17 protein-coding genes are annotated in these 24,255 nt (G+C 61.6%); 5 read left to right on the top strand and 12 right to left on the bottom strand.

Annotated elements, in window-relative coordinates:
* Positions 1 to 8 precede the first annotated feature (8 nt).
* Positions 9 to 1,007 carry a Zn-ribbon domain-containing OB-fold protein gene (locus tag C0J29_RS27465; protein WP_120794159.1) on the bottom strand — a complete coding sequence of 333 codons (999 nt, stop codon included), beginning with the start codon at positions 1,005 to 1,007 and terminating at the stop codon, positions 9 to 11.
* A 67-nt stretch (positions 1,008 to 1,074) separates the two neighbouring features.
* On the opposite strand from C0J29_RS27465, the gene C0J29_RS27460 reads away from it, so the two are divergent.
* Positions 1,075 to 2,106 carry an LLM class F420-dependent oxidoreductase gene (locus C0J29_RS27460; protein WP_055582014.1) on the top strand — a complete coding sequence of 344 codons (1,032 nt, stop codon included), beginning with the start codon at positions 1,075 to 1,077 and terminating at the stop codon, positions 2,104 to 2,106.
* Between the two features lie 57 nt (positions 2,107 to 2,163).
* Here the strand turns inward: C0J29_RS27460 and C0J29_RS27455 are convergent, their stop codons facing one another.
* A complete protein-coding gene (locus C0J29_RS27455; protein ID WP_065161774.1) occupies positions 2,164 to 2,874 on the bottom strand; it encodes an acetoacetate decarboxylase family protein in 711 nt (236 codons plus the stop codon).
* A 45-nt stretch (positions 2,875 to 2,919) separates the two neighbouring features.
* Here C0J29_RS27455 and C0J29_RS27450 point away from each other — a divergent pair, with 45 nt between their 5' ends.
* Entirely contained in the window at positions 2,920 to 4,140 is a 1,221-nt protein-coding gene (locus tag C0J29_RS27450; RefSeq protein ID WP_120794158.1) for a cytochrome P450, read from the top strand.
* 52 nt (positions 4,141 to 4,192) lie between these two features.
* Here the strand turns inward: C0J29_RS27450 and C0J29_RS27445 are convergent, their stop codons facing one another.
* The gene (locus C0J29_RS27445; protein WP_120794157.1) at positions 4,193 to 5,002 is read right to left on the bottom strand and encodes a crotonase/enoyl-CoA hydratase family protein; all 810 of its coding nucleotides are present in this window, start codon (positions 5,000 to 5,002) and stop codon (positions 4,193 to 4,195) included.
* A gap of 64 nt (positions 5,003 to 5,066) precedes the next feature.
* On the opposite strand from C0J29_RS27445, the gene C0J29_RS27440 reads away from it, so the two are divergent.
* Positions 5,067 to 6,710 (top strand): acyl-CoA synthetase, encoded by a 1,644-nt coding sequence (locus C0J29_RS27440; RefSeq protein WP_120794156.1) that lies wholly within the window; start codon positions 5,067 to 5,069, stop codon positions 6,708 to 6,710.
* A gap of 184 nt (positions 6,711 to 6,894) precedes the next feature.
* Here the strand turns inward: C0J29_RS27440 and C0J29_RS34055 are convergent, their stop codons facing one another.
* The 6 genes from C0J29_RS34055 to C0J29_RS27405 form a co-directional block, all read right to left on the bottom strand.
* Entirely contained in the window at positions 6,895 to 9,606 is a 2,712-nt protein-coding gene (locus C0J29_RS34055) for a glycosyltransferase family protein (RefSeq protein WP_242460562.1), read from the bottom strand.
* A 112-nt stretch (positions 9,607 to 9,718) separates the two neighbouring features.
* A complete protein-coding gene (locus C0J29_RS34050) occupies positions 9,719 to 13,321 on the bottom strand; it encodes a glycosyltransferase (RefSeq protein ID WP_242460561.1) in 3,603 nt (1,200 codons plus the stop codon).
* 120 nt (positions 13,322 to 13,441) lie between these two features.
* Entirely contained in the window at positions 13,442 to 14,281 is an 840-nt protein-coding gene (locus tag C0J29_RS27420; protein WP_242460560.1) for an FkbM family methyltransferase, read from the bottom strand.
* Between the two features lie 274 nt (positions 14,282 to 14,555).
* On the bottom strand, positions 14,556 to 16,964 hold the full coding sequence (locus tag C0J29_RS27415; protein ID WP_162951572.1) for a sulfotransferase: 2,409 nt from the start codon (positions 16,962 to 16,964) through the stop codon (positions 14,556 to 14,558).
* Positions 16,965 to 17,033: 69 nt separating this feature from the next.
* Entirely contained in the window at positions 17,034 to 18,821 is a 1,788-nt protein-coding gene (locus tag C0J29_RS27410; protein ID WP_242460559.1) for a glycosyltransferase, read from the bottom strand.
* A gap of 191 nt (positions 18,822 to 19,012) precedes the next feature.
* A complete protein-coding gene (locus C0J29_RS27405) occupies positions 19,013 to 19,696 on the bottom strand; it encodes a class I SAM-dependent methyltransferase (protein WP_162951571.1) in 684 nt (227 codons plus the stop codon).
* A 171-nt stretch (positions 19,697 to 19,867) separates the two neighbouring features.
* Here C0J29_RS27405 and C0J29_RS27400 point away from each other — a divergent pair, with 171 nt between their 5' ends.
* Positions 19,868 to 21,043, top strand: a complete 1,176-nt coding sequence (locus C0J29_RS27400; RefSeq protein ID WP_244218046.1) for a class I SAM-dependent methyltransferase — start codon at positions 19,868 to 19,870, stop codon at positions 21,041 to 21,043.
* Between the two features lie 3 nt (positions 21,044 to 21,046).
* Entirely contained in the window at positions 21,047 to 21,826 is a 780-nt protein-coding gene (locus tag C0J29_RS27395) for a TylF/MycF/NovP-related O-methyltransferase (RefSeq protein ID WP_120794152.1), read from the top strand.
* Positions 21,827 to 21,859: 33 nt separating this feature from the next.
* On the opposite strand, the gene C0J29_RS27390 is transcribed toward C0J29_RS27395, so the two are convergent.
* From C0J29_RS27390 to C0J29_RS27380, 3 genes are all read right to left on the bottom strand, one after another.
* Positions 21,860 to 22,702, bottom strand: coding sequence for a glycosyltransferase family protein (locus C0J29_RS27390; RefSeq protein ID WP_120794151.1), 843 nt, complete (start codon positions 22,700 to 22,702; stop codon positions 21,860 to 21,862).
* A gap of 19 nt (positions 22,703 to 22,721) precedes the next feature.
* A complete protein-coding gene (locus C0J29_RS27385) occupies positions 22,722 to 23,561 on the bottom strand; it encodes a glycosyltransferase family protein (protein WP_120794150.1) in 840 nt (279 codons plus the stop codon).
* A gap of 235 nt (positions 23,562 to 23,796) precedes the next feature.
* Positions 23,797 to 24,228, bottom strand: a complete 432-nt coding sequence (locus C0J29_RS27380; RefSeq protein WP_162951570.1) for a hypothetical protein — start codon at positions 24,226 to 24,228, stop codon at positions 23,797 to 23,799.
* Positions 24,229 to 24,255: the final 27 nt, after the last annotated feature.

Genomic DNA, 24,255 nt, shown 5'->3' with positions numbered 1-24,255 from the left:
TGTGCCCTTTACAGGTGGTGCTTGTAGGTGTCGTATTCGGCGTCCGGTTCGCCGGTAGGCCGGAAGTATTCGATGTTGTCGATGCCGAATCCCCACTCCTCGCGGGGTTTCCACACCGCCTCGACGCGCATGCCCATGCGCACCTCGTGCGCGTCGATGTCGGCGACCAAGTGCAGGAACGGAATATCGGCTCCGTCAAGCAACACATAGGCCGCCACATAGGGCGGCTTGATGCGCTGGCCCTGGAACGGGATGTTGATGATCGCGAACGTCGTCACCGTGCCCTTGTCCGGCAGTTCGACGAACTCGGTGGTGGGCAGGCCGGTGGCCGGGTCGGCGCCGTGCGGCGGGAAGTACACCTTCCCGGCCTCACCTGTCCTGGCGCCCAACAGCTTTCCTTCGGCGATCGCGCGCAGGTAGGCGCTCTCCTCGTGGGAGGCGGTGTGCTGAATCGTCAGCGAGATCGGCGTGACGATCATGGTCACCGGGTCCAGTCCGGCCTGGGGTTCCGGCACGTCCTCGGCCTGGTCGCCGGGTGCGAAGTAGGCGATATCGGTGATGGCGCCGACGGTCTCGTCGGCCCAGTGCACGTGCACCCGGTCGCCCGTCTTGATGCCCGAAGGACCCGCGGCTCCGACATCCACGGCGTGGATCAGCGGGGTGTCCGCGCCGTCGAGCTTGATCAGCGCCCAGGCGAACGGCCGGTCCAGCGGTTCCCCGCCGATCGGCGCGGGCTGCCAGGTCCAGGAGACCACGGTGCCGACGCTTTCCACCGGTACCATTTCGCCCAGCGGTTCGTAGGTGACCGGGTCGTATTCCGGCGGCGGCACATGTACCCGGCCATCGGAACCACGTACTCCCAGAACTCGGCGCTCACGCAGTGCAGTGAAAAACTTGCCCAGCGTGGGACCCACCGAACGGGTGTAGTCGAAGGACAACGTCAACGGTGCAGAGAGGGGCGGCTCAGGGTGATCGATCAGGGCCGGGCCGCTTGAACTGGCTGTCACGCATTCGAGTAGAACAGGTTCTAAGAATGGTTTCAACTACGCGCTTTGACGGCTTGGGAGGCTGCGCATGAAGCTCGGACTGCAACTGGGATATTGGGGCGCTCAGCCGCCGGAGAACCACGCGGAGCTTGTCGCCGCCGCCGAGGAAGCCGGATTCGACGCCGTGTTCACCGCCGAGGCCTGGGGTTCGGACGCCTACACGCCGCTGGCCTGGTGGGGTCGGGAGACGCAGCGGGTGCGGCTGGGCACCTCCGTGGTGCAGCTGTCCGCGCGCACGCCGACCGCCTGCGCGATGGCGGCGCTGACGCTGGACCATCTGTCCGGCGGCCGGCACATCCTCGGCCTCGGTGTGTCCGGGCCCCAGGTGGTCGAGGGCTGGTACGGGGCCCGGTTCCCCAAGCCGCTGGCCCGCACCCGCGAATACATCGACATCGTGCGCCAGGTCTGGGCCCGGGAGAAGCCGGTGACCAGCGATGGTCCGCACTATCCGCTGCCGCTGACGGGCGAGGGGACAACAGGTTTGGGTAAGCCGCTGAAGCCCATCACCCACCCGTTGCGCGCCGACATCCCGATCATGCTGGGCGCGGAAGGTCCGAAGAACGTTGCGCTGGCGGCCGAGATCTGCGACGGCTGGTTGCCGATCTTCTACTCGCCGCGGATGGCCGACACCTACAACGAATGGCTGGATGAGGGATTCGCCCGGCCCGGCGCCCGCCGCAGCCGCGAGGACTTCGAGGTGTGCGCCACGGCGCAGGTGGTGGTGACCGAGGACCGTGCCGGGACGTTCGAGGCGGTCAAGCCGTACCTCGCGCTCTACATGGGCGGCATGGGCGCCGAGGACACCAACTTCCACGCCGACGTCTACCGCCGGATGGGGTACTCCGAGGTGGTCGACGAGGTCACCAAGCTGTTCCGGTCGAACCGCAAGGACGAGGCGGCGAAGGTCATCCCGGACGAGTTGGTCGACGACGCCATGATCGTCGGTGATCTGGACTACGTGCGTAAGCAGATCGTGGCCTGGGAGGCGTCCGGCGTCACCATGATGGTGGTGGGTGCTCGCAGTGTTGAGCAGGTACGGGACCTCGCCGCGCTGACCTGAGGCCGGTGCTTGCGGGGGTGTTAGAACACGTTCTAGATTGGCCGGATGGAGTTGATGTCAGACGGCGCGTGCGTCGCCGAACGACATCTCCACGTTGGTGACCGACTGCGTCATCAGCGCCCGCTTGGGCAGTCCCAGCGTCGCGAGTTCCTTGGCGTAGGGGTGCTCGCCGAGACGGATCTTGGCGCCGCCGAGCCGGGTCCGCACACCCGTGCTCTGCATGGTCGAGGTGGTCTCGCGGGTCACGCCGTCCAGGCAGGAGTAGGTCGTCAATGTCTGGGGTTTGGGCGCGGGGTGGGGCAGGCCGCGGCTGAACTCGATGGCGGTGATCAACTGACCGTCGGCGCTGACGTCGAACTCGAACTTGCGTCCCTCGCGAACGTTGAAGTCCGCCATGATCTTTGGGTATCCCCAGATGGTGCGGCCGGCCTCGAGGGTGAACTCCTGGTCGACCGGCAGTTGATGGATGAGGGTGGCCGCGCCGGCCATCGCGCGGATGCCTTTTTCATGGCTGCCGGGCTTGTTGACCAGGAACGCGGTGCCGTACTCGTGGTACTTGCCGAGGTCGCCGTCGATGTAGCGGACGAGCAGTTGCAACAGAATCGCCCGGCCGGGCAGGTATTGAAAGATTTCGAGGCCGCTGTAATCGATGAGTCGCTGGGCGGCGTCGGCGTCGACGGAGAACATCGCCGAATGCTGGTCGGCCTTGCGAATGACCACCGGCATGGTGAGGACGGTTCCGGCGATGGTGTGTTGCGAGACAGGCATGGGGCTTACTGTAATGGCCTCGAGGCAGAAAACTGGAGGCTGTAGATGACGTCAACGATTCCGGACACGATCCTGAACATCGATCTGGCGGACGGCAATTTCTATGCCGACGGTGTGGCGGCCCGGGAGGCGTATCGCTGGATGCGGGCCAACCAGCCGGTGTTCCGGGACCGCAATGGATTGGCAGGCGCGACAACGTATCAGGCCATCCTGGACGCGGAGCGCAACCCGGAGCTGTTCTCCAGCACTGGCGGCATCCGCCCCGATCAGCCGGGTATGCCGTACATGATCGACATGGACGACCCCGCGCATCTGGTGCGGCGCAAGCTGGTCAACGCCGGCTTCACGCGCAAGCGGGTGAAGGACAAAGAGGCGTCGATCGGGGAGCTGTGCGACACCCTGATCGACGCGGTGTGCGAGCGGGGGGAGTGCGACTTCGTCCGCGATATCGCCGCGCCGCTTCCGATGGCGGTGATCGGCGACATGCTGGGGGTGCTGCCGTCCGAGCGGGGGATGTTGCTGAAGTGGTCGGACGATCTGGTGTGCGGGCTGTCGTCGCACATCGACCCGACCTCGGTGGAGTTCCAGACGGTGATGGAGGCGTTCGCCGGGTACACGGCGTTCACCATGGACCTGATCGGCAAGCGCCGTGCGGAGCCGACCGACGACCTGTACTCGATCCTGATCAACGCCGAGGTCGAGGGTCAGCGGATGTCGGACGAAGAGATCGTCATGGAGACGCTGCTGATCCTGATCGGCGGCGACGAGACGACCCGGCACACGTTGAGCGGGGGCACCGAGCAACTGGTGCGGCATCAGGATCAGTTCGCGGATCTGGTGGGCGACGTGGGCCTGCTACCCGGTGCCATCGAGGAGATGCTGCGCTGGACGTCGCCGGTGAAGAACATGTGCCGCACGCTGACCGCGGACACGGAGTTTCATGGCACCTCGTTGAGCGCGGGGGAGAAGATCATGCTGTTGTTCGAGGCGGCGAACTTCGACGAGTCGGTGTTCGACCAGCCAGAGAAGTTCGATATCCGGCGTAACCCGAACAGTCACTTGGCTTTTGGCTTCGGCACTCACTTCTGCATGGGTAACCAGCTGGCCCGGTTGGAGCTGTCGATGATGACGTCGCGGGTGTTGCAGCGGTTGCCCGACCTGCGGTTGGCCGATGAGTCCGCGTTGCCGTTGCGGCCGGCGAACTTCGTGTCCGGCCTGGAGTCGATGCCGGTGGTGTTTACGCCGAGCGCGCCGGTGTTGGGGTAGACGCTCGGATGATGTTCGCCCTCGCAGCCGAGGGCTCAGGAGTGTGAGCGGTTCAGCGGTTCTTGAACTCCGGCTTGCGCTTCTCGGCGAACGCCCGGGGGCCTTCCTTGGCGTCGTCGGACAGGAACACCTGAATGCCGATCTGGGTGTCGATCTTGAACGCCTCGTTCTCGTGCATACCTTCGGTCTCGCGGATGGTCCGCAGGATTGCCTGCACCGCCAGAGGGCCGTTGTTCTCGATGATCTCGGCGAGTTCGAGTGCCTTGGTCAAGGCCTGACCGTCCGGGACGACGTGCCCGATCAAGCCCATCTCGAGGGCCTCGGTCGCGGTGATGTGGCGTCCGGTCAGCAGCAGGTCGCACGCAACCGCGTAGGGGATCTGGCGGACTAAGCGGACGGCCGACCCACCCATCGGGTACAGGCTCCACTTGGCCTCGGAGATGCCGAACTTGGCGCTCTCGCCGGCCACCCGGATGTCGGTGCCCTGCAGGATCTCGGTGCCGCCGGCGATCGCCGGTCCTTCGACGGCTGCAATCAAGGGCTTGGTGAGTCGGCGACCCTTGAGCAGAGCGTCGATGCGCGACGGGTCGTAGCTGCCGTCCTTGAAGGAGTCGCCCGGCGGCTTCTGGGTTGCGGTCTTGAGGTCCATGCCCGCGCAAAAGTAGCCACCAGCACCGGTCAGGATGCAACAGCGGATGTCGGGATCGTTGTCGACGCGGTCCCACGCCTCGACCATGATCTGCATCATTTCAGTGCTCAGCGCGTTGCGGCGGTGCGGCCGGTTCATGGTCACGATGAGCGTGTGACCACGCTGCTCCACCAGTGCGTCAGGTCCAGATTCGTTTGCTGGCTGCTCCGCCACGGCTACCGCCTCTTCATCGACATGGGGTGTGAGCTTGTCAAGAAATGTAACACGTTCTAATTTGGTGGCCGTGGCTCTGAATATTGCTGACCTAGCCGAGCACGCCATTGACGCTGTGCCGGATCGTGTTGCTCTCATCTGCGGTGACGAGCAGTTGACGTATGCCCAACTGGAAGAGAAGGCCAATCGCTTCGCGCATTACCTGATGGACCAGGGTGTGCGCGAGGGCGACAAGGTCGGCCTCTACTGCCGCAACCGCATCGAGATCGTGATCGCGATGCTGGGCATCATCAAGGCGGGCGCCATCCTGGTCAACGTCAACTTCCGCTATGTCGAGGGCGAACTTCGCTACCTCTTCGACAATTCCGACATGGTGGCGCTGGTGCACGAGCGCCAGTACTCAGACCGCGTCGCCAACGTGCTGCCGGACACCCCGAACGTCAAGACGGTGCTGGTCGTGGAGGACGGCAGCGACCTCGACTATCAGCGCTACGGCGGCGTCGAGTTCTACTCCGCGATCGCCGACAGCTCACCCGAGCGCGACTTCGGTGACCGCACCGCGGACGCCATCTACCTGCTCTACACGGGCGGCACCACCGGCTTCCCGAAGGGCGTGATGTGGCGCCACGAAGACATCTACCGTGTGCTCCTCGGCGGAACCGACTTCGCCACTGGGGAATTCGTCAAGGACGAGTACGATCTCGCCAAGGCGGCCGCCGCGAATCCGCCGATGGTCCGGTACCCGATTCCACCGATGATTCACGGGGCCACCCAGTCGGCGACCTGGATGTCGCTGTTCTCCGGCCAAACCACCGTCCTCGCACCGGAGTTCAACGCCGAGCAGGTGTGGCGGACCATTCACAAGCACAAAGTGAACCTGCTGTTCTTCACCGGTGACGCGATGGCCCGTCCGCTGCTCGACGCACTGCAGAAGGACAACGATTACGACCTGTCGTCGCTGTTCCTGCTGGCCAGCACCGCCGCCCTGTTCTCGCCGAGCATCAAGGAGAAACTCCTTGAGCTGCTGCCGAATCGGGTCATCACCGACTCAATCGGCTCGTCCGAGACCGGGTTTGGTGGCACCAGCATCGTCGCCAAGGACGCGCCGCACAGCGGCGGCCCGCGGGTGACCATCGACCACCGCACCGTCGTCCTCGACGACGAAGGCAACGAAGTGAAGCCCGGCTCGGGCGTGCGCGGGTTCATTGCCAAGAAGGGCAATATTCCCGTCGGTTATTACAAGGACGAGAAGAAGACGGCCGAGACGTTCAAGACGATCAACGGTGTGCGGTATGCGATTCCGGGCGACTACGCCCTGGTCGAAGAGGACGGCAGCGTGACGATGCTGGGCCGCGGATCGGTGTCGATCAACAGCGGCGGCGAGAAGATCTACCCCGAAGAGGTCGAGGCGGCGCTGAAGGGCCACCCCGACGTGTTCGACGCACTGGTGGTCGGTGTGCCGGACCCGCGTTACGGCCAGCACGTCGCGGCCGTGGTGCAGGCCAGGGAAGGAGCGCGGCCGTCGTTGTCGGAGCTGGACAGCTTCGTGCGCTCGGAGATCGCGGGATACAAAGTGCCGCGCAGTCTTTGGTTCGTCGACGAGGTGAAGCGGTCACCCGCTGGCAAGCCGGATTACCGCTGGGCCAAGGAGCAGACCGAGGCGCGGCCGGCTGATGATGTGCACGCAGCGCACGTAGCCAGCGGTTAATCTACTTCTTCAAGCGACATCCCGACATCCCGACGTTCCGCACGGCCATTTCGCGTGCGAAGCCGCAGGCTGCGGTGGCTCTCAAGTGTCGACGGGGGAGCGCCCCGCGCTGAGGTGACATTCAGGGCACTATTCCTGCGATCTGTTCGGTCGGGCTTTGGCGGTGATCCACGGTGTGCGCCGGTCAGAGTGTCGTGATGCAGAGGACTTCGTCGAGGCTGCCGGTGTTTAGTCCGAGGGTGGCCGCGCGTTGTGCGAGTTTGGTGATCGGATGGGTGCCAGGTATGCCGCCGGCGCGCGCCAGGCGTGTGGTGTCGAACATCGCTGGGCCGGTGGTTATTGCGCCGGTGAGGAGGTAGCGGCCGGTCTCTGCTGTGCGGCGGACGGCGGTTTCGGGTGCGCTGGTGCCGGTGAGTTTCGCTGCGTCGGTGTAGTTGATGGCGACCTGGAATACGTGTGGTTCGGCCTGCAGCACGGCTGTCAGGCGGGTGATGAGGTTTTCGGGGGCGAAAAACCGCCAACCCTCGCCCAGATGAAGCCAGAACCTTGCATCAATGTGCTGGTAAAGGTGGGCGAGGTGGTCGTTCGGCCCGTTGCCGGGGTCGAGGAATTCGAGGAAGTGGTAATGCTGCGCAAGTAGTGCGCGGTCCTTTGCAGACAGGCCGCCATCGAGGACCAGGAACCGACCGACCCGCGAGATATCGGTGCAGCAGTGAACAAATGTGTTCAGCGTGTGCTCGGTGCTGGCCAGGTCCGGCCCGGCGATGAGGCTAATGACAATCTCGGGCTCACCGGGGTTGGCCAGCAGGGACTGCACTACCGCGTCGGGGTAGGAGGACGCCGCTTCGAGCATTGTCGGTACACCCAGGTCGCGGTTTTCGGCAATTCGTTGCCGATCAGTCTCGGGCAAATCGGGTCGGGCCAACAGGCGCCGGCACAGCGTGAAAGTCTCGGCCTGCTTGCCGATCCAGGAGGCGCACACCGCCTGCTCATCGAGCGCACGCCAGGCATAGACGTCAGGGCGGACAAATAGTCTGTCTGATTCCGGATACGGGATTTCGGCGGCGGCCTCGGCAAACAGATATCCGAGTTCCCAGCGCTGCTCTTCCCGGCAGCGCCGCGCGACTTCGTGCAACGGTTCGGCGCGAGTGGGTCGAAACTCCCACGCTCGCAGGTAAGCGTCCTGGACCGCGGGCCTCGACTCATCGAGTTGAGCCATCGACTCGGCGACCCGCCACATCGCGGCGTACGCTTGCTCCTCCCAGCCGACCTTTCCGGCAAGCATCTCGGCCAACCGCGCATACCAACTGCGCGCGTCAACGAAATCGCCTCGAGCGTAGCAATTTTCAGCGATTCGGAAGACCCACCGCGCATCCTCGGGGTTCCGCTCGACCTCGGCCAGCAATAGATCGCGGTCGCAGGCGAGCTTGACTTGCGGATCCCCGCTGCCGACGGTTTGGCGAGGGGATTCGATGTGATACTGCCCCTCAACGCGCGTGCCGATAACAGCTTCGGCGTCGTCCGCGGCGTATTCGGAGATGGCGCTGTCGTAGTCCACGCGTAATCCGTCGCGGAACAGCCGCGCGCGCCAGCAGGTGTTGCCGTTGGTGTCGAGATGCCGTAGCCAGTAGATGTCAGCGCCTAGCCGGGTCAGGTCGGGTGTGCCCACGAGTGTGTCGCCGGCGTCCAGGATCCATATGTAGTCACCGTGGTCCTGCGCAAGGTTAAGCCCCTGATTTCGGCCAGAAGGGAGGTTGGCCCGAGCGCGTTCATACAGCTGGCCGGGGATTCCCGCACTGGCCATGCTGGTCCGGACGAAATCCTGGGTCCCATCTGTTGAGCCCGAGTCAACGATTACCCATGAACTAATCAGGGGCGCAACTCGGTCCAACACGTCCCGCAGGTGGTGCCTGTCGTTTTCCAGAACCATGTTCAAGCAGATCGCTGGGCGCGTGGTCACGGGATCGGGCAGAGCCAGATCTAAGCCGGCGATCGCGTGGCGCGCAGCGGTGCGCGTCGACTCACCGAAGAGTTCCGCGAAGTCCCATTCGTTGCAGCGCAGGAAATTGAGCCAAGCCGGAAGCGTACGGGAAAGCCGGTCGGTGTGAATGTGTCGCGAGTACGGATGAAATATGCGAAGGCCGCACGGATCCATGAGGTGCAACAGCACGTATCGATCCTGGCATTCTTCCTGGACACTGTTCAGCATGGTGTAGTAGGGGTGCGGATCGGTCTTGCGAAAAATGGGACCGGTATACCACTGCGTATAGGAATGCCGGGTACAGAAGTCGAAGCCCCAGTATTTTGCGAGCGTCGGAATGGTGTATTCCAGGAATCCCATCTCTGGGCTTTTTCGCCTGGAGAATTTATCAAGAAACGTGCGGGGAAAGACCGCCACGATGAGTGGGCAATACCAGGAATCGCGTTCTTGCAAATCATATTCACGCAGGAATTCTTCATATTCCCGGTAATGGTCATATTGCGGCATCACCCAGTAACAACAGTCTTGCACTTCGTTTACCGGCCGCAGGCTGGGCAGCAGAAGTTCATCTTTCTTGATGTCCGGAAATAACCTTTCAACGGGTGCGAAGACGAGCATATCCCACTGGATGAGCGCGATCGAGTCCCATTCCAAGAGATGCCCGCGTTCGCGGAACCATCTCGAGATAAGCATGTCCCCGTGCTTCCATTTCCACTGCGGAGATCGCGCCTCGGTGAATACAAAAAAATCATCGGCGTACGGACCTAATTCACTTTCGAAAATCGGCACGTCGCCCGGTGCGCCACCGAACAAGACATAGATGGGTGTATTGGCATTGTAATGACGTAGAAGACGTAGCCGGTCTGCGCAGAGCTGGGCTTCTTTATAGCACCAGAATAGGATGGCTAAATCCATATCAGCGCCTACGTTTCCGATTCTGCACCGCGTTTTTACGGGGTTGTGCGTTCAGTCGCTGCCATACAGTCTCCTGGATCATGATCCGTTAGGTTCCACAGCTCAAGGTTGGTCAGCAATTCGTGATGCAGAGGACTTCGTCGAGGCTGGCGGTGTGTAGTCCGAGGGTGGCCGCGCGTTGTGCGAGTTTGGTGATCGGTTTGTTGCCTTTGATGCCGCCGGCACGCTCTACCCGGGTGGTGTCGAACATCGCTGGGCCGGTGGCTATTGCGTCGGTGAGAAGGTAGCGGCCGGTCTCCGGTGCGCGGCGGACGGCGGTTTCGGGTGCACTGGTGCCGGTGAGTTTCGCCGCGTCGGTGTAGTTGACGCCCACCTGGAATACGTGTGGTTCGGCCCGTAGTACGGCCGTCAGGCGGGTGATGAGGTTTTCGGGTGCGAAGAACTGCCAGCCTTGGTCCAGATGTAGCCAAAACCGTCCATCGATGTTGCTGCAAAGGCGGGCAAGCTGCGCGCCGGGACGGTCTTTGGGGCCGCGATCGAGAAATTCGAGGAATCCGTAACGCTGTGAAAGTAGTGCGCGGTCTTCGGCGGACATGCCGGTATCGAGAGCCACGAAACGCCCGACTCGCGAGATATCGGTGCAGTTGTGCACGAAAGAGTTCAGCGTTTGTTCGGTGCTTTCTCGGTCTGGCCCGGCGATCAAACTAACGACAACCTCGGGCTCGCCTGCGCCGACCAACAGGGACTGCACCAGCGCGTCAGGGTAGGAGAGTGCGGCCTCGAGCACGGTGGGCACACACACGTCTCGGTTCCCGGAAATGCGTGGGCGATCTTCGTCGGGCAGGTCGGCTCGGGCCAGCATGCGCCGGCACAGAGTGAATGCTTCCGGTTGCTTGCCGATCCAGGAGGCGCACACCGCCTGTTCATCGAGCGCGCGCCAGGCATAGATATCGGAGCGGACAAATAGTCTGTCCGTGTCCGGATACGGGATTTCGGCGGCAGCCTGGGCAAACAGATATCCGAGTTCCCACCGCCGCTCTTCGCGATAGCACGTGGCGATCGTGTGTAGGGGTTCGGCACGGTTGGGGCGGAACTCCCAAGCTTTGAAGAAAGCTTCCTGGACTTCGTCCCACGGCGCGCCGAGTCGCAGCATCGACTCAGCGACTCGGAGCATGGAGTAGAAGACCTCTTCCTCCCAACCCCCCATCTCAACCCGGCGCTCATACCATTTGAGCGCGCTGACAAAGTCGTACGTTTGCTCGCGTGTTCGGCCAAGGTCAAAGCAGCTCTGGGCCAGGTAGAACACCGACCGCGTGTCATTGGGGTTGCGTTCGACCTCGGTCAGTAGCAGATTGCGGTCGTGCGCGTATTTCAGCGGATCCTGACTGCGTGCGCCGACGGTGCGAGCCTCGATGTGGTACTCGCCCCCGAGCTCCGCGGAAACATATGGGCCATCCCACGACGCGTACTCATGGACGACACCCTCGTAGCGCACGTCTATCCCGTTGCGGAATAACTGCGGCCGCCAGTAGACGTCGGCCCCAAGTTGGTAACGCAACAAATAGATATCGGCGTTCAGCCGGTTGAAATCGGGTTTTCCGGCAAGTTTGTCGTCGGCGTCCATTATCCAGATGTAGTCACCGTGGTCCTGGGCGAGGTCTAATGCTTCCGACCGGTTGTGCGCGAAGTTATGCCAGCGCCGTTCGTGCAGGGTACCGGGGATGCCGAGGCCGGCCATGTGGCGGCGGATCACATCCTGGGTCCCGTCGTCAGAACCGGTATCGACGATCACCCAAGAACTGATGTAGGGCGCGACCGAGTCGAGTGCCTCGTGGATTATGTGTGCCTCGTTTCGGACGATCATGTTGAGGCAGATCCCACTTTGTGCAGTTTTTTCAGGCGCCGACGCACCCGGAGCTGAGTCTGCGTCCGCGGCCACGCAGAGGACCTCGTCAAGGCTGGCGGTCTGCAATCCGACTGCGGCCGAACGTCGCTCGAGTTCAGTGATGGGGTCTGAGTCGTTGTCCAGCACACCGCCGGCGAGATCCAGACGCATGTTGTCGAACATCGCCGGGCCGCGGGCGACTGCCTCGGTCAGGGCGTAGCGGCCGGCATCCGGTGCGCGGCGCACCGCATCTTCTGCTGCGCAGGTGCCGGTGAGCCGTACTGCATCGGCGAAATTTATTCCGACCTGAAATACCTGGCACTCGGCGTCGAGTACGGCCCCGAGACGGGTGATGAGATTCTCGGGTGCAAAAAAACGCCAGCCCTTGCCGAGATGTAGCCAAAACCGCGCATCGACGTGCTCGCGGAGGTGAGCGAGGTCTGACGCGGTTCCGTCGGCTGGGTCAGTGTCAATGAATTCGAGGAACCGATAGCGCTTTGAGAGTTCTGCTCTATCGTCAATCGATAACCCGGCGTCGAGAGCAAGAAACCGGTGGACGCGCGAGATGTCGGTGCAGCAGTTCACAAACGAGTTGAGTGTCTTCTCAGTGCTGTCTCGGTCCGGCCCGGCGATCAGGGTGACGACCACCCGGGCGTCGCGGGCGCAGGCGGGCTGATGCTGCAGCGACTTCATCAGCGCGGTATCGGGGTACGACGACGCCGCATCGATCATCGTGGGCACACACACGTCACGGTTGCCCGCAATCCTCTGCCGATCTTCCTCGGGGAGGTCGGGTAGGGCCAGCATGCCCCGGCACAGTGTGAAGGCCTCGGGCTGCTTCCCGATCCAGGAGGCGCACACCGCCTGTTCATCGGTAGCGCGCCACGTGTAGACGTCCCCATTTACCAGCGATAGATCCTGGTCGGGAAACGGGATTTCTGCGGCAAGCTGGGCAAACTCATAGCCCAGTTCGTAGCGATTCTCTTCGCGATAGTGCCGGGCGATGGCCCATAAGGGTTCGGCGCGGGTGGGTCGATATTCCCACGCGCGCAGATACGCGTCTTGGACAACTGGCCACGGCTCACCGAGTTCCACCATCGAGTCCGCGGCACGGATCATCGCAACATAGGTGTCCTCATCAGATCCGCCCAAGTTGGCCCGTCGCTCATACCATTTATGCGCCTGAACGAAATCGCCCAAACAAAAGTAGCTTTGTGCCAGAAAATAGATTGACCGCGCATCCTCGGGATTCTGTTCCACCACTTCCAGCAGAAGGTCACGGTCTCGCGCATACCTATCTGGATCTAGATTGCGGGAACCAAGGCGACGAGATTCGATGTGATAAGGGCCTACGAGGCGCTCCTCGACGTAGGGGTCGTCCCACGCGACGGTCTCATGCACGACGCCCACGTACCGCACGCGCAACCCGTCGCGAAATAGTTGCGGTCGCCAATAGACGATGGAGCCTTCGGTGATGAGCATGAAGTAGATGTCGGCGTTTAGCGAGTTGAAGTCCGGCTTGCCCTCGAGTATGTCGTCGGCATCCATGACCAAGATGTAGTCACCGTGACCTTGGGCCAGGGTCATTGCCTCGGTCCGGTTATGGCCGAAATTGAGCCATGGCCGTTCATGCAATTCACCGGGTATGCCAAGGCCGGCCATGTGATTACGGATCAGCTCTTGCGACCCGTCGTTCGAGCCGGTATCGACGATCACCCACGAACTGATATAAGGCGCAACCGAGTCGAGCGCCTCGCAGACGATGTGCGCCTCGTTTCGGACGATCATGTTGAGGCAGATCGCCGCACGCGCGTTCGCCGAGTCAGGCACTGCCAAATGGTATCCGGCAACCGGGGTCCACGACGAGATCACGGATAAGGGAGCAATGTCAAAACCTGCCGGTGCGCGCCCTTTAAACGGCTCCGAAGTGGGCGCGCTCTTGCTCGTCATTCATTGATTCCGCCACGCCATGGGCTCTGTCCAGGGTGGAGTTCGTGCGTTGAGTGTCTCGAGGTAGCGTTGCCCGCTCCCAGCCTCCACCGCGCGCCTGTCTTCCAACAACCTCACACACACATGCGCTAAGTCGAACGATCCGTAACAGTGATGCGCGATCAACGCCAAATGCTTCAACTGCTCATCGGCCAAAGTGCTTGGCCGGGTCACGTCCCGCACGTAGACGATGTCGGCTTCCAAGAGCTGGTTCAATGGACGGCGAGGATCGTTGCCGACCATAAACTCACCAATCGGCCAAGATTTGACGCCGACGAAGCAATGCGGAATGAACCCCTGCCGCCGTAATTCTAAGTCGACCTCTCCGAATGGAGGCTGGTTCTTATAAAGGGTTACAAACGACACCTCGGCTTGAACTGCTACAGTCTCGGAGAGCTTATTTCGTCCATTTTGGAATACAGCCAGTTCACTTCCTTGGACGTCGATCTTCAGGAAGTCGATGTGGGTAATCTCTTCTAGGTCGTCAAGCCTCCGGGTGTCGAGTGGAATACGTTGGGTCACTTCGCTGAAAGCTTCGAAGCCCCTGAACAGCCGAATGGTTAAGGGGTCAGGTTCGAACAAGCTGGTCATTCCCGATGCTGGCGTGCAGACGTGCAAAATATGACGGTTGCCGTCGCCGAGCGCGTACGGCAAGTACGACTCGTTCGGGCCGCACGTCCCTTGCAGCAAAAGAAACGCCTCCGGCTCGGGCTCAAACCCGGTCAGGTGACACAAGCCGGCCCTGAGCATCGGCAGATATGGCAGATCGCTGCCGTACGGGTTCGCCCCCACGTCCACCACGTGTGTGATGCGCGATGGTGAGAGCAGGTCCCGCAGTGGACTCGAGTCAGGCACTGTCAGCCTGGCCCCGCGCGGCCAGCAGCAGGGCGGTGGTGAGCGTCGACATTCGTCACTGTTGCTTCGCTCAAGGGCTTGGTGTTCCTTTCAATGCTCCCGCTTTCAGACCCTGGTCTACCGAACACAGTACGTTCGCAGCGGCCTCCGCCGGGATGCGCTGGGCGGCATGAAGTCGAGACCCTGCTGTCGCGGTTCCGTCAGTCCTCACAGGTGGAAGTCACCCAATCCTTATCGACACATCGACGCGGCCGAGTTCTGCTGGGGGCAGGCCGAGAAAAGCGCAAATTTTCTCGCCTGCCTGGGGTTGCTGTAGACCTAAGAAAAGGCAATTTTCCCGGTCTCCGAAATAAGTTAAGACATCTTGATGGTGTGTCACGTAAGCGGAATAGAGTGCCGCATCATCTATTCCCCGCAGCGAGGCCGGTTGATCAGGAAGATACCGCCAGTACTGTACCCGCTCAAACGGGTCCAGGTCGCGATTGCCAACGTGGACGCGAACGGATCGCACCCAGTCAAGAGGATTTCTGAACATCAAGATGAACGCGCTATTTGGATAAATTGAGTCGAGCACGTCGTACAACCCTGGAATGGGCACGTCATTCACAGCTTCCACTGCATTTATCACCGGTGCCAACGTCGTGGCTACGTACAGCCTGTCGTTCTCGTGGCCGGCAACCTGCTCCTCGTAATTGACATCTCTGAAAATGTTTGGCCAGTGAATTGATGGAATGCCGGATCGGAGCAAAAGCTCATGAACACTCTTGGTCCCACTTCGGTGCAAACTCACGTTGAAAATTTTTTCAAATCTTGCCCGGCAACGTTTTCTGCCCGTAGTGACGACCGCCGGCAGCGGCTCCTCCGCTCGGTCGGTGACACAGAGGACTTCGTCGAGGCTGGCGCTGTGTAGTCCGGCGGCGGCCGCCGGTCGTTCGAGTTTGGTGATCGGATGGGTGCCAGGTATGCCGCCGGCGCGCGCCAGGCGTGTGGTGTCGAACATCGCTGGGCCGGTGGTTATTGCGCCGGTGAGGAGGTAGCGGCCGGTCTCTGCTGTGCGGCGGACGGCGGTTTCGGGTGCGCTGGTGCCGGTGAGTTTCGCTGCGTCGGTGTAGTTGATGGCGACCTGGAATACGTGTGGTTCGGCCTGCAGCACGGCTGTCAGGCGGGTGATGAGGTGTTCGGGGGCGAAAAACTGCCAGCCCTCGCCCAGATGAAGCCAGAACCTTGCATCAATGTGCTGGTAAAGGTGGGCGAGGTGGTCGTTCGGCCCGTTGCCGGGGTCGAGGAATTCGAGGAAGTGGTAATGCTGCGCAAGTAGTGCGCGGTCCTTTGCAGACAGGCCGCCATCGAGGACCAGGAACCGACCGACCCGCGAGATATCGGTGCAGCAGTGAACAAATGTGTTCAGCGTGTGCTCGGTGCTGGCCAGGTCTGGCCCGGCGATGAGGCTAATGGCAATCTCGGGCTCACCGGGGTTGGCCAGCAGGGACTGCGCTACCGCGTCGGGGTGGGAGGACGCCGCTTCGAGCATTGTCGGTACACCCAGGTCGCGGTTTTCGGCAATTCGTTGCCGATCAGTCTCGGGCAGATCGGGTCGGGCCAACAGGCGCCGGCACAGCGTGAAAGTCTCGGCCTGCTTGCCGATCCAGGAGGCGCACACCGCCTGCTCATCAAGCGCACGCCAGGCGTAAATATCCGCGCGGATATCGATAATGTCCTCTGCGGGTAAGGGGATTTCGGCAGCGCGCTTGGCAAACTGGTAACCGAGGTGGTAACGCTGCTCGATGCGGTACCGATGAGCGATGGCATACAGCGGTTCGGCGCGGGTCGGTCGAAATTCCCAGGCTTTGAGGTAGGCGTCTTGAACGTCAGGCCAGGACTCATCGAGGTTCGCCATCGACTCTGCCAGCCTGTACATCGCGTAGTAGACCTCCTCCTCCCAGCCGCCCAGCTCAACCCGCCGCGCATACCACTTGCGTGCGTTGGCATAGTCGCCCAGGCAGAAGTAGCTCAAGGCCAGATAGATCACCGACCGCGCATCCCTGGGGTTGCGTTCGACTTCGGCCAGCAACAAGTCGCGATCACGGGCGAACTTCTGCCCCGATAAGTTGCGGACACTGAGCTGCCGATCTTCGATGCGATACTCACCCTCGAGGCGTGCCTCGGTCCGGGGGCCGTCCCACTCGGCGTATTCGTGCGTGGCGCCCACCCAGCGCACGGGGATCCCGTTACGGAACAGCTGTGCGCGCCAGAAGATGCAGGAGTCGTCGCCGCAGCGTAGCCAGATGATGTCGGCGCTGAACTGCGAGAAGTCGGGCGTGCCTACGAGTATGTCGTCGGCATCCATGGCCCAGATGTAGTCACCATTGCCCTGTGCCAAGGTGAGTGCCTCGGTCCGGTTATGGCCGAAGTTCACCCATGGCCGCTCGTGCAGCTCACCGGGGATGCCCAGATCAGCCATGCGGTTTCTGATCAGGTCCTGGGTCCCATCGTCGGAGCCGGTGTCCACGATCACCCACGAATTGATGTATGGGGCAACGGAATCGAGCGCCTCCCGGACGATGTGCGCCTCGTTGCGCACGATCATGTTCAGGCAGATCGTCGGGCGCGCGGTTACCGGCTCGGGCACGGCCAAATCGTACCCAGCGATCGCGAATCGAGGCGTCTGATCGGACTAGCACGTCGCGACCGCAGGCGGTCAGAGTGCGGTGATGCAGAGTACTTCGTCGAGGCTGGCGAAGCGCAGCCCGGCGGCGGCCGCTTGTCGACCGAGTTTCTTGATCGGGTCAGGGTCGGTGGCCCGGGTGGCACCGGCGCGATTCAGGCGTGTGGTGTCGTACATCGCTGGGCCGTTGGCCATCGTGTCGGTGAGCAGGTAGCGGCCGGCTTCGGGTGCGCGGCTTACCGCGGTTTCGCGCGCGCTAGTGCCGGTCAGGCTGGCTGCGTCGGCGACGTTGATGCCCACCTGGACCACGAGCGGTTCGGCCTGCAGCACGGCCGTCAGGCGGGTGATCAAATTTTCGGGCGCGAAGAATCGCCAACCTTTGTCCAGATGCAGCCAATACCGCGCTTTTATGTACTGGCGGAGGTGGGCGAAGTGGGCACCTGGCGTGTCGCGGGGATTAAGTGGAACAAAGTTAAGGAACTCGTAGTGGTCAAGGAGTATCCCACGGTCGTGGGCTGACAGCCCGGTGTCAACGGCCAGGAAATGCCCGACCTGCGATACGTCCGTGCAGCATTGCAGGAACGAGTTCAAAGCGCGTTCGGTGGTATCCCGGTCCGGACCGGCAACCAGGCTGACGACCAACTCGCCCTCGCCTCGGCTTGCCAACACAGACTGCACCGCGGCCTCGGGGTATTGGCAAGCCGCATCGAGCATCGTCTGCACCAAAGCGTCGCGATTTCTTGCGATCCGCACCCGTTCCTCGTCGGGCAGGTCGGGTACGGCCAGCATTCGCCGGCACAGCATGAACGCTTCATCTACCCTGCCGATATAGGAGGCGCACACCGCCTGCTCATCCATCGCACGCCACGAGTAGATATCCGCACGGGTATACAGCATTTCGCTGTCTTCCTCCGGAAACGGGAGTTCAGAGGCACGCTTGGCGAACAGGTAGCCGAGGTGATACCGCTGATTGACGCGATTCAGACAAGCGATGGACCACAGCGCCTCGGCGCGGGTCGGTCGGAGCTCCCAGGCCTTCAGGTAGGCATTCTGAACTTCCGCAAACGGCGCGCCCAGTCGATCCATTGATTGGGCGATTTGGAACGTCGCGAGGTACACCTGTTCTGCTGAGCCGCCCATCTCGGCGCGCCGCTCATACCACTTGCGCGCGTTGGCGAAATCGTCCAGCGAGAAGTAGGTCTGGGCAAGCAGGAAAACCGACCGCTCATCCTGCGGGTTGCGTTTGACCTCGGCCAGTAACAGGTCGCGATCTTGCGCATATTTCTGCCCAGATGCGCTGCGGGCACCGAGTTGACGATATTCGATGTGGTACTTGCCTTCGAGGCGCACCGCGACGTAGGGGTCATCCCATGCGGGGTACTCGTGGATGACGCCCTCGTAGCGCACGCGCAATCCGTCGCGGAACAACAGCGGGCGCCAGAATCTGTAAGCGACGCGGTCCACGTATCGCATGTAGTAAATGTCTGCGTCCAACCGGGTGAGGTCGGGCTCGCCGACGAGCGGGTCGTCGGCGTCCATGACCCAGATGTAGTCGCCGTGGCCCTGGGCAAGCTCGAGCGCCTCGTTCCTGTTATCGGCGAAATTGCGCCATGCGCGTTCATGGAGTTCACCGGGGATGCCCAGGCGGGCCATGTGTCTGCGGATCAGGTCCTGGGTCCCGTCATCGGAGCCGGTGTCGACGATCACCCACGAGCTGATGTGCGTCGCAACGGAGTCGAGCAATTCCTGGATCACATGTGCCTCGTTCCGCACGATCATGTTGAGGCACAGCGCGGGACGCGCGGTTATCGGTCCAGGCACGGGGAAATGGTATCCGGGAATTGCGGATCGAGGCACCGGATTGCGTTCGGCATCAAGTTGGTCTGGCATGGGGTGGCTTAGGATCGTGGCGCATGCCGGTACCGAGCAACCGTGGCGCGTCGGGGAGCTGGCGAATCGTGCTGATCGGGCTTCATTGTCGGCGTCTGAGCTTACGGATAAGCAGAGCCATACTACGTCGTGCGTATTAACAGGCCTTGCCCAGTTGGGAGGGAGATGGGCGATTCGATGCCCAGAGAATCGCACACCTTGTTTATTTGATGGTATTGATATTCGTAACCCATGTACGCATAGTCATCAAGCAGGACTACGCCACCAACGGATAGCAGGGGATACAGTCTTTCCAGCGCATAAACTTCCGGAACCGAATTGTTCATATCTATGTGTAAGAAACTTATCTCGCCACGTGAAGCTATGCCGGCAACAACGTCATCCGTCATTGATGGTGGAATCGCGCCCTGGACAAATCTTATCCTGTCAGACGCACCAGAGGTAGCGTCGAAGTAGGCTTTTATTCTCTGAAATGTTGTGTCTCCGTAGCTATGTACTCGTGTTCTTTCTTCGACCGAGCACCCCCAATGGGCCAGTTCCTCCGGATCCACTATGTCTGGATCGATTCCAGTGAAGGTATCGAATAGGGTCATGAAGGGTATGACCGCATAATTTTGTCTGAAGTACCTGATGATGGAAAGACTCAACCACCCTTCGCCAACGCCGCATTCAACAAAATTGAGCGACTTGCGTCTTGCTGCGGATGCGAGTTTGATTCCGATGTAGTTGCGCCACATCCATCCGTAGTCTTTACCTAGAAGATCGCTGACATAGTTGTAAGCATCCTTGAACTTGGAATCGTCCATAAAAGAGTGATTATGAACAGTACTCAAGCCATCTCCATGGTAGACCATGTGTGGATCCTATCCCTCTTCGCTGAAGCCACTCAGAATATAGTTACTGCGACATATTGACGGCAGGCACGCGGCTTCCTTAACCAGTCGCTGAAACGTCACGGCTCCCGTCGAATAGTCGGGATGGGTGCTACGGTTCGAGAGCTTGGAATGCAGCGTCTCGCGGAGGTCATAGCACTGTCGAACGACACCTCGCCGATCGAAAGACTCCTGCTGGCCGCAACTTTGCCCGAACCGGAAATTTCCGCTCGGGTGGCCGACCTCGGTCCTGACGTCGTTGCCGAGGCGCTGCTAGCAGAAGTGGCCTGTCGGGCCGGCCTGATAAACGGCCCTACGGACGGTGTGGTGATTCAGTGCGACCTCGGTTTCGGCGACTCACGGCTGGCCTATCACTTCGTGCTCGACGGTGATGGTGCCCATGTCGAGAAGGGCTGGTACGAGCAAGCTTCCGCGATCCTCCGGCAGGACCTGGTGGACATGCTGCGCGAGGTCTTCGGGCCGCCGGGGCCGTACGGTGCAACCCGGGAGCTTGTGAATAGGTGGGGTATGGGCGCGGTGGTAGTGGGGTTGCGGCAATTGATCGGTGCATTGTCGCAGCGTCCGAAGAGTTTGTCCGACCTTGCCGTCCGTTTTGGCTCAGACAAGTGGGGATTTCACTGGTACACAACGCATTACGAGAAGTACCTGGAACCATACCGGGAGTTGGCGGTGAAGGTGCTGGAGATCGGAGTAGGCGGTTACGACGCCCCGGACGTAGGCGGCGAATCCCTGCGCGTCTGGAAGCATTATTTTCGTCGTGGACTCATCTACGGGCTGGACGTTTTTGCCAAGACAGGCATCGCAGAGAGCCGGCTGGAACTCATACAGGGTGACCAAGGCGATGGGCGATACCTTGATGCGATGGCCCGCGAATTCGGACCCTTCGATATCGTCATTGATGACGGTAGCCACCTAAACTGGCACGTCATCGCCTCCTTCAACGCACTATTCCCACACGTGCGAGACGGTGGCCTCTACGTAATCGAAGACCTGCAGACTTCCTACTGGCCCGCCTGGGGCGGCGATACCGACCTGCAGGCGCAAGGCACCTCAATGGGCCTGATCAAGACTTTGCTGGATGGTCTGAATCATCAAGAGCAGATACGCGAAGGCGGACATCAACCCTCGTCGGCAGAACTAACGGTCACGGGCGTTCACGTACACCACAACCTCGCCCTGATCGAAAAGGGACGCAACACTGAACAGGGCGCCCCAACTGGATGGCGTGGACCGGCAGCCGACGACGGGTGTGGAGGCTGAGCGATGAATGGATACCAGGAGGGCGGCCGCGCCAGAGTTGTGCAGCGGTACCTGAATCTTCTTGAGGCGTCGCTGAATGGGATGCTTGTCCGAGATGCGCCAGTCGACCCTTGGTCGGGAGGCACGTTCGAATCGAACACACGTTTCCTGGGAAGAGATTGGCCGTCGTTGGCCTTCTCCATGATTGGCAGCGTGCGTATGCGCAACCTCCGCTATGTATGTGAGACGGTGCTGCTCGATGGCATCGCGGGTGACTTCATAGAGACAGGTGTTTGGCGAGGCGGCGCCTGCATCATGATGAAGGGCATTCTCGAAGCGTACGGCGATGACGAGCGACGTGTCTTTGTTGCTGATAGTTTCGCCGGGCTTCCGCCGCCGGACTCAGACAATTTTCCTGCCGATGAAAATTCTGACCATCACACTTATACCCAGCTTCAGGTTCCGCGTGCCGATGTTGAAGATAATTTCCGCCGTTTCGATTTGCTCGATGAACGGGTGATTTTCATGGAGGGTTGGTTCAAAGATACATTGCCGTATGCACCCATCGATCGATTAGCTGTGTTGCGGCTTGACGGCGATATGTATGAATCGACGATGGAGGCTATGGAAGCCCTCTACCACAAGGTGTCCTACGGCGGCTTCGTGATAGTCGACGACTACTTTCTGCCGGCGTGCGCGCAGGCGGTCCATGAATTCCGTGACCGCCACGGGATCACTTCGCCCATACTCCCTATTGACGGTATGGGTACCTACTGGCGAGTCGACCACAAGCCGATACGATAAATCGCAGGTTGGATATGCCCCAGGACGCGTCGATCACGAGTCGAGGCTTGCCGATAGCGCAGCCTGCAGGATTGCGGTCTGACTGCGAGAAGAGAAAGTCCGGTAGCCGCGCTCGGCGAGTTCACGCCGGGCTTGTTCGTCGGCGAGGAGTTGTACACACGTATCTGCCAGTTCGCTATATTCTGCGAACATGACGGCCGACTCCAGCTCACGCTCTTCAATTGAACTGACACCGCGCTCGGAAACCACCGCGCGTTTGTTGGCGAGCAGATATGACACACGCGCGATTTCAAAAACTTTCGTTTCCCAGTGATGGATGTTTAGGACGATCTTCGAGCGAGCGATCCAGGCATCGCGGCTGGCGCCGTAGACGCCGCAAAATCCAACGACACGAATATTCCGGGCCTGTAAATCTTCTAGGACAGCACGCCGCCGGTCGTTGATCACGCCATAAAAAAGCACGTCGATGTCCTCCGCGATGGGTGCGATCCGCGTCAGTTCGGGGACATATCCGATCTGAACGTATACGGGCCGAGGGACATCCATGGCGGCGAGCTGCTCGATGTTTGCCCTGCTGTAGTCCCAGACCGGATAGTGCCGGAAAAGAGTGAGCAGCTCAGGCGCCATCTGCGGCCAATTGCTTCCAACCTGTTCGAGGTTGTAGAAGATCGGCTTTTTTGGCAGCCGCAAGCCGTAGTGGATGGCGACACTCGGGTTGAGCAGAATGGTAAAGCGCTCGTCTAGATCGAGGCGATCAGTCAGCACCGAGTCGTAGCCGAGGGCAACGAGAGCGTAATGCACACCCTCGGCGACCTCCCGTACTGCTTCGCCGTGCTGGTAGTCGGGGGGTGACACAACTGCGACCGCGAACCGCACGCGTGAAACGTATCGCAGCTCAATCGATGCTGGTGGGCAGCACGCGGCGCAGGATGTCGGCCTGGCTGCGTGCGGAGAAAGTCTGGTAGCCGCGTTCGGCGAGTTCACGGCGGGCGTCCTCGTCGGCGACTAGCTCCACACACCGATCGACCAGTTGGTCGTAATCCGCGAACGCGATGCCCGGCTCTAAGTCGCGCTCCTCAGTGGGATCGGCACCGCGCTCGGAGACCACGGCGCGCCTATTGGCGAGTAGGTATGACACACGGACGATTTCGAAGACTTTCGCTGTCCATTGGTGGATGTTGAGGACGATCTTCGAACGCGCGATCCATGCATCGCGGCTCGCGCCGTAAACCCCGAACAACGATTCAACGCGAAGACCTCGAGCGCGAAGGTCGTCCAGAACGGCACGTCTGCGATCGTTCGGCGAGCCGTAGAACAGCACGTCGATGTCCTCGTGAGCCGAGGCGATCCGGGTCAGCTCGGGGACATATCCGATCTGAACATGCGTTGGTCGACAAACTTGCCGGGCAGCGAGCCGCTCGATGTTGGACCTGCTGTAGTCCCACACCGGGAAGCGGCGGAAAAGCTCGGGTATCAACGGTTTCATCCATGTTGAGTCGTCACCGACTTGCTCAAGGTTGTACAGGATGGTGTTTTCTGGCGGCAGCAAGCCGTAGTGGGCGAGGAATTGCGGCTGGAGCACGATAGTGCGGCGATCCTCGAGATCGAACCGATCGCTCAGCATCGAGTCGTGGCCGAGGGCCAGCAGGGCGTGGTGCAGGCCCTCTGCGACCTCCCGAAATATCTCGCTGTGCTCATAGCCGGGGCGTGTCAGAACCGCGACGGCGAACCTCACGGTTGCAAGGTACCGAAAGAGGGTGCTCCGTCAACGCGTACCCGCAGGCATGGCTCCGCTTCTCGACGATGGTATCCGCCAGCTAAGGTCGTCGCGGCAGCTTGCCGGCCAGCCACGTCCGTTACCCGTCACGCGCTTCGATCACCGAAACCCGACGCATCAAATAGACGCCTTCACATCGATCGACGTGAGCGATCCGATTCGGTCGTCGAGCGATCCCCAGCGGGAGCTAAAGCTAAGGCACCCCCCCGCCTTTGCCGCCGGTGCCGCCGGTGCCGCCGGTGCCGCCGGTACCGCCGCTGGTGCCACTGGGGGTAAGGCCGACGCCGCCAGATGTGCCGTTCACGCCGGAGCTGCCGGCAGCCAGGAGTCCGGTGCCGCCGGCGCCTCCCTTGCCGCCGGTGCCGCCGAGGCCGCCGTAGCCGCCACTCGCGGTGCCTGTGCCGGTGCCGCCTCTGCCGCCGGTGCCGCCTGCGCCGCCGGCCCCACCGGTGCCTCCCTTGAGGGTCGTTGTACCCGCGCCGCCGGTGCCGCCGAGACCGCCGGTGCCGGCGGTGCCGCCCGCGCCGCCGGTGCCGCCGGCACCGCCTCCGGTGGCACCGCCCTGCCCGCCAGTGCCACCGGCCCCGCCTGCCCCGCCGGTGCCACCAGTTGCGCCAGTAACCACGGTGTTGCCTCCGGTGCCTCCGGTGCC

The organism is Mycobacterium paragordonae, assembly GCF_003614435.1.
GTDB lineage: Bacteria > Actinomycetota > Actinomycetes > Mycobacteriales > Mycobacteriaceae > Mycobacterium > Mycobacterium paragordonae.
This window is presented reverse-complemented; position numbering and strand designations above follow the sequence as displayed.

Bases quoted from the DNA above. Each gene is read 5' to 3' on its own strand.
- C0J29_RS27460 (WP_055582014.1), top strand. From the start codon at position 1,075: ATGAAGCTCGGACTGCAACTGGGATATTGGGGCGCTCAGCCGCCGGAG.
- C0J29_RS27455 (WP_065161774.1), bottom strand. From the start codon at position 2,874: ATGCCTGTCTCGCAACACACCATCGCCGGAACCGTCCTCACCATGCCG.
- C0J29_RS27450 (WP_120794158.1), top strand. From the start codon at position 2,920: ATGACGTCAACGATTCCGGACACGATCCTGAACATCGATCTGGCGGAC.
- C0J29_RS34055 (WP_242460562.1), bottom strand. From the start codon at position 9,606: ATGGATTTAGCCATCCTATTCTGGTGCTATAAAGAAGCCCAGCTCTGC.
- C0J29_RS27405 (WP_162951571.1), bottom strand. From the start codon at position 19,696: ATGGACGATTCCAAGTTCAAGGATGCTTACAACTATGTCAGCGATCTT.
- C0J29_RS27400 (WP_244218046.1), top strand. From the start codon at position 19,868: ATGGGTGCTACGGTTCGAGAGCTTGGAATGCAGCGTCTCGCGGAGGTC.
- C0J29_RS27395 (WP_120794152.1), top strand. From the start codon at position 21,047: ATGAATGGATACCAGGAGGGCGGCCGCGCCAGAGTTGTGCAGCGGTAC.